The following is a 3,855-nucleotide window of genomic DNA, read 5'->3' as shown; positions in this document are numbered from 1 at the left end:
GCCCCGGGGGCCTCCCCCCCCCGCCCCGCCCCCCGCGCAACACAGACGCACCTGCGACCGTGTGGCTTGGGCCGTGTTCTTGCTCGGAGGTTGGGGCGCGGGCCCCCGGCCCGCCCCCACCACGAAGTCACGAGAGCAGGTGTGAAAGAGGATGAAGGCCAAGCGAGTTGCACCGCGAGCCGCCGCCCTGCTCGGGACGGCTTCGCTGATGGTGACGTTGGCGCCCTGCGGCTCGGACGCCTCGTCCGACGCGGGCCCCACGCGGACCCGTGCGCCCAACCAGTCGCAGACAGCCCCCATGCCCAGTCGCACATCCGGTGACTCGGCCACGGCCATCGACAGGCCGATCACCGAGAAGGACGTGCTCGGCGTGTGGAACAACCACCGGGACACCGCCACGGCGCCGACCCGGTAGCAGTCGCTTCCGGGGCTGTGAGCACGCCCTGGGAACGAAAGGCACTCAGACAGATGGCACTCCCCTGCTTCGTGATCCCGCATCCGGCTGGTCCCCACAGGAACGCGATGAGCTGCGTCCGGAAGCCGTGGGCCTCGCGGTCTGGGACGAGCCGCGTCGGGTGCCCGGGCTCCGGCGCGAGGAAGTGGCTGAGCCGGCCGCGATCAGCACGGACTACTACAGCCGTATCGAGCAGCCGCGTATCGCGGTCACCCCGAGCGTGCTGGCGGGGGTGGCTTCCGCGCTGCGCCTCGACGACACACAACGGCACTACGTCTTCGACCTGCTCGGCCAGGAAACCAGAGCTGCCCGGCGGCCCCGGGCTCAGTGCGTACAGCCCCGGCCAGGACGGTTGCTGGACGGGCTGACGGCCATTCCGGCGCTCGTTCCGGGCCGCTACATGGGCGTGCCGGCCTGGAACCGCCTGGCGTCGGTCCTGGCCACCGACTTCGCGCGGATCCCGCAGAAAGAACGCAACTGGGTTGAGAGCGTGCTCGCGGTGCGGGGTGTCACCGGGCCTGAGCAGCAACTCGGCCAGCGGCAGACGACGTTCACCGTCCTCGCCGCGCAGCCGGACCACGGCGCCCAGCGCGACGAAGGCGACTGCTGGGCGGTGATGTCGACGATCTCATCGGGTCGTTCGACGGTCTCCCGCATCAGGTCGACCAGTGTGGTGCCGCCGGCGATGTACCGGGCGCCGCGTACGGCGGACTGGACGGCCTCGGGGACGGTGGCGGCCTCGGGGACGGTGGCGGCGGAGTGGTAGGCGAAGGGGTGCATGACGTGGGCCTCGTCTAGCTGTGAGGGGCCCGCGACTGGCGCCGGTGACGTGTGGATGCCGTGGCCGTTGTGGTCCTGGCTCCCCTGCTCGTCGTCTCCCCGTTCATGCAGCAGCGCTTCAGGACCGGCGTACTCACCGGAGCCGTCGAAGGCTGACTCCGGCAGGGGGCGTGGTCGTCGGTCCTAGTGCTTACTTACGAGGCACATTGAGCCGAGAGACCGATCCGCGCTCCTCCTTGCGTCCCTAGGGTGATCCATATGAGCGACGCAGCGCACAAGACCTCCCGCGACCGTGCAATGAACGTGGTCCGGGGCTACGCGGACCACGACGGCGTCGCGGTCCGAGAGGCGCTGGACGGCCTGGACTCGGGCGGCTTGTTGGAGATGTACGCCATCCTGAACGGCCTGGTGCGCTCCACCATCAGCATCTTGGAACTGACCGGCAGGCCCTTCAGGCTGGACGACCTGGTGCGGCAGGCCGATGAGGTCGCCACCGTCGCCCCGCCCCACTACGAGTTCGCCGTGGCCGAGGCGACGCGAGCGTGGGCCCGCGGGGACCGGTCGGCGATGCGCGCGGTGTCGTGCCAGGACGTCACCGGGGCGGTGCACATCACGGCCGTGGGTGTCGCCGTTCTGGGGACGGCGCTGTGGGGCAGGGCCGGATTCCTCGACGTTCTCGCGGAGTTCCACGAGGCAGCCGTCGCACTCGTGGAGGAATGGTCCTCCGGCACCTGACCACCCGAAACAGGCCGCCCAAGCCTCCAGAGACTCTCGTCGGCTTCGTCGTCGATGCCACCTGCCTGCGAAGCCGGCGAGAACCCCACCCAGGACGCGAATTGAACTTCGGAACTCCACTGTCCGCCCTGTTCCCCGGCACCTCAGGCCGACTCCTCACCGCCCTCGTCGACCATCACAGCACGGACGCCACCAGACCGCTCCCGCTCGACGAACTGTCCAAGAACGCCGCGGTGACGTCGACCCAACTGGAAGCGGCGCTCTTCCGCCTCGGCCTGCTCGGCCTCATCGCGCCGAGGCGCAAGGGGGAAGCCGTACACCTCGTCCCCGGACATGTCGTCTGGGCCGCCCTGCATCGGCTGACGGACCTGCGCGACGCCGTCATCGACAGGGTCCGCGAGGAGACACAGCAACGCCTCCAACCGGCACCGGACTACCTGGCCCTGAACGGTGCCGTCATCGAGGGAACGGCCACACATCCCGCGGACGTACTGGAACTGATCGTCGTACCTCCGCCAACCGCCCAGGCCGACTGGCACCGACGCCTCGCCACCCTCGTCACACACCTGTCCCGGGATCTCGGCAACGTCGTCGTCCACCGCACCGCCCAGAACACCGCAGAGGCCAAGGCCATGAGCGGGACGAACGCCGTGCCCATCTTCCTTACATGACAACGGCGCCCTGGAAGCGGGCGTGCGGTCACCGTTGGTCGGCGTCGGTCACCCGCCGGACCAGATCCGCCCACGTGCTCTGCACAGACGCGGTGCTGATCTGCTCCTCGTCGCGCAAGTAGTCCAAGGTCTCCAGGTCCACGAAAGCGAGCAGGGCATGGGCGAGCAGGGCGTGGTCGCCCACGACGCCCGCTTCCCGCAAAAGTGATCGGACATGGTGGCGGAAGGCCCGGCCGTAGTGCGTGGTCTGACGGCGTTCCACGGGGACCTGACGGCCCAGTGCCGGGCCCGGATCCGTCTCGTCTGCGACGCGCTCGATCAGCGCACAGCCGAAGGCCGTCAGCCGGTCCTTCGCCGGCACTCCCGGTCCCAACGGTGGCGGACCGGAGGTGTACGCCTCGAAAAACTCCGCCTCGACGTCATCGAGCAGAGCCAGCAGCAGTCCATTGCGGTCACCGAACCGGCGGAAGAGCGTGCCCTTGCCCACGCCGGCGACCTGCGCGACCTCGTGCATCGTCACGTGCTCGGCACCTCGCTCGGCGACCAGCCAGGCAGCCGCCTCCAGCAGACGGGCACGGTTACGGACGGCATCGGCACGCTCGCCCGTGAGATCGCCCGAAGGCTCAGTCATCCACCACTCCGCGGTGCGACATCGACGTATACGCGACCATCATCGATCCTCACCGGATAGACCGGGACGGGCCGCGAGGCCGGCGGGTCGAGCGGCTTGCCCGTTCGCAGGTCGAAGCGGGAGCCGTGCAGCCAGCACTCGACCGTGCACCCGTCCGCTTCGCCCTCGGAGAGCGAGACGGCGCTGTGGGAGCACACGTCGTGAATGGCGAACACCTCGCCCTCGGCCAGGACCACGGAGACGGGCACGCCCTCCGCCTCGAACCGCCGGGGGATCCCCTCCTCCAGTGCGTCGAACGTGCAGAGGTAGGTGTGGCCGCTGGCGGGCATCGAGCTCCTCGGGTGCTTCCAGGGGGCGGTCATCCGCTCCACCGGGATGCGTCGGGCAGGCCGGGAGCGTCACGCGCGTGATCGTGGCTGGTCGTCAACGTTAGCGACGCGGCCGGGCGTGGAAATCCGCCCGCAGCCCGATCCGGTCTCGGCACCTGGACCTAGTAGGACTCCGTTAGGTCTTTCTGTCGGCCGTGTTCAGCGGCATGCTGAGTGTGTGGACGCACATGAAGTGAACCGTGCTCGGGCGCAGTT

The 3,855-nt window shown here is 69.4% G+C and carries 4 protein-coding genes and 2 pseudogenes; 3 read left to right on the top strand and 3 right to left on the bottom strand.

What is annotated here, in order from left to right:
• Positions 1-542: 542 nt before the first annotated feature.
• Positions 543-941, top strand: a pseudogene (locus ACIRA5_RS51460) (helix-turn-helix domain-containing protein); the annotation flags it as partial.
• A gap of 122 nt (positions 942-1,063) precedes the next feature.
• Here the strand turns inward: ACIRA5_RS51460 and ACIRA5_RS51455 are convergent.
• Positions 1,064-1,234 (bottom strand): annotated as a pseudogene (locus ACIRA5_RS51455) (FAD binding domain-containing protein); the annotation flags it as partial.
• Between the two features lie 258 nt (positions 1,235-1,492).
• Between ACIRA5_RS51455 and ACIRA5_RS51450 the strand changes: the two are divergent.
• A complete protein-coding gene (locus ACIRA5_RS51450; RefSeq protein ID WP_403705017.1) occupies positions 1,493-1,969 on the top strand; it encodes a hypothetical protein in 477 nt (158 codons plus the stop codon).
• A 101-nt stretch (positions 1,970-2,070) separates the two neighbouring features.
• A complete protein-coding gene (locus ACIRA5_RS51445) occupies positions 2,071-2,640 on the top strand; it encodes a hypothetical protein (protein ID WP_403705015.1) in 570 nt (189 codons plus the stop codon).
• A gap of 28 nt (positions 2,641-2,668) precedes the next feature.
• On the opposite strand, the gene ACIRA5_RS51440 is transcribed toward ACIRA5_RS51445, so the two are convergent.
• Positions 2,669-3,271, bottom strand: coding sequence for a TetR/AcrR family transcriptional regulator (locus ACIRA5_RS51440; RefSeq protein WP_403705012.1), 603 nt, complete (start codon positions 3,269-3,271; stop codon positions 2,669-2,671).
• Entirely contained in the window at positions 3,268-3,600 is a 333-nt protein-coding gene (locus ACIRA5_RS51435; protein WP_403705009.1) for a non-heme iron oxygenase ferredoxin subunit, read from the bottom strand. Before ACIRA5_RS51435 ends, ACIRA5_RS51440 begins: the two co-directional genes overlap by 4 nt.
• Between the last annotated feature and the right edge of the window lie 255 nt (positions 3,601-3,855).

This window comes from Streptomyces sp. NPDC096311 (genome assembly GCF_044763085.1).
GTDB lineage: Bacteria > Actinomycetota > Actinomycetes > Streptomycetales > Streptomycetaceae > Streptomyces.
The sequence above is the reverse complement of the archived record's forward strand: the minus strand, read 5'-3'. Positions and strand labels throughout refer to the sequence as shown.

What these genes read in the sequence shown, in the direction of transcription:
- ACIRA5_RS51450 (WP_403705017.1), top strand. Translation starts at nt 1,493, where the DNA reads ATGAGCGACGCAGCGCACAAGACCTCCCGCGACCGTGCAATGAACGTG.
- ACIRA5_RS51440 (WP_403705012.1), bottom strand. Translation starts at nt 3,271, where the DNA reads ATGACTGAGCCTTCGGGCGATCTCACGGGCGAGCGTGCCGATGCCGTC.
- ACIRA5_RS51435 (WP_403705009.1), bottom strand. Translation starts at nt 3,600, where the DNA reads ATGCCCGCCAGCGGCCACACCTACCTCTGCACGTTCGACGCACTGGAG.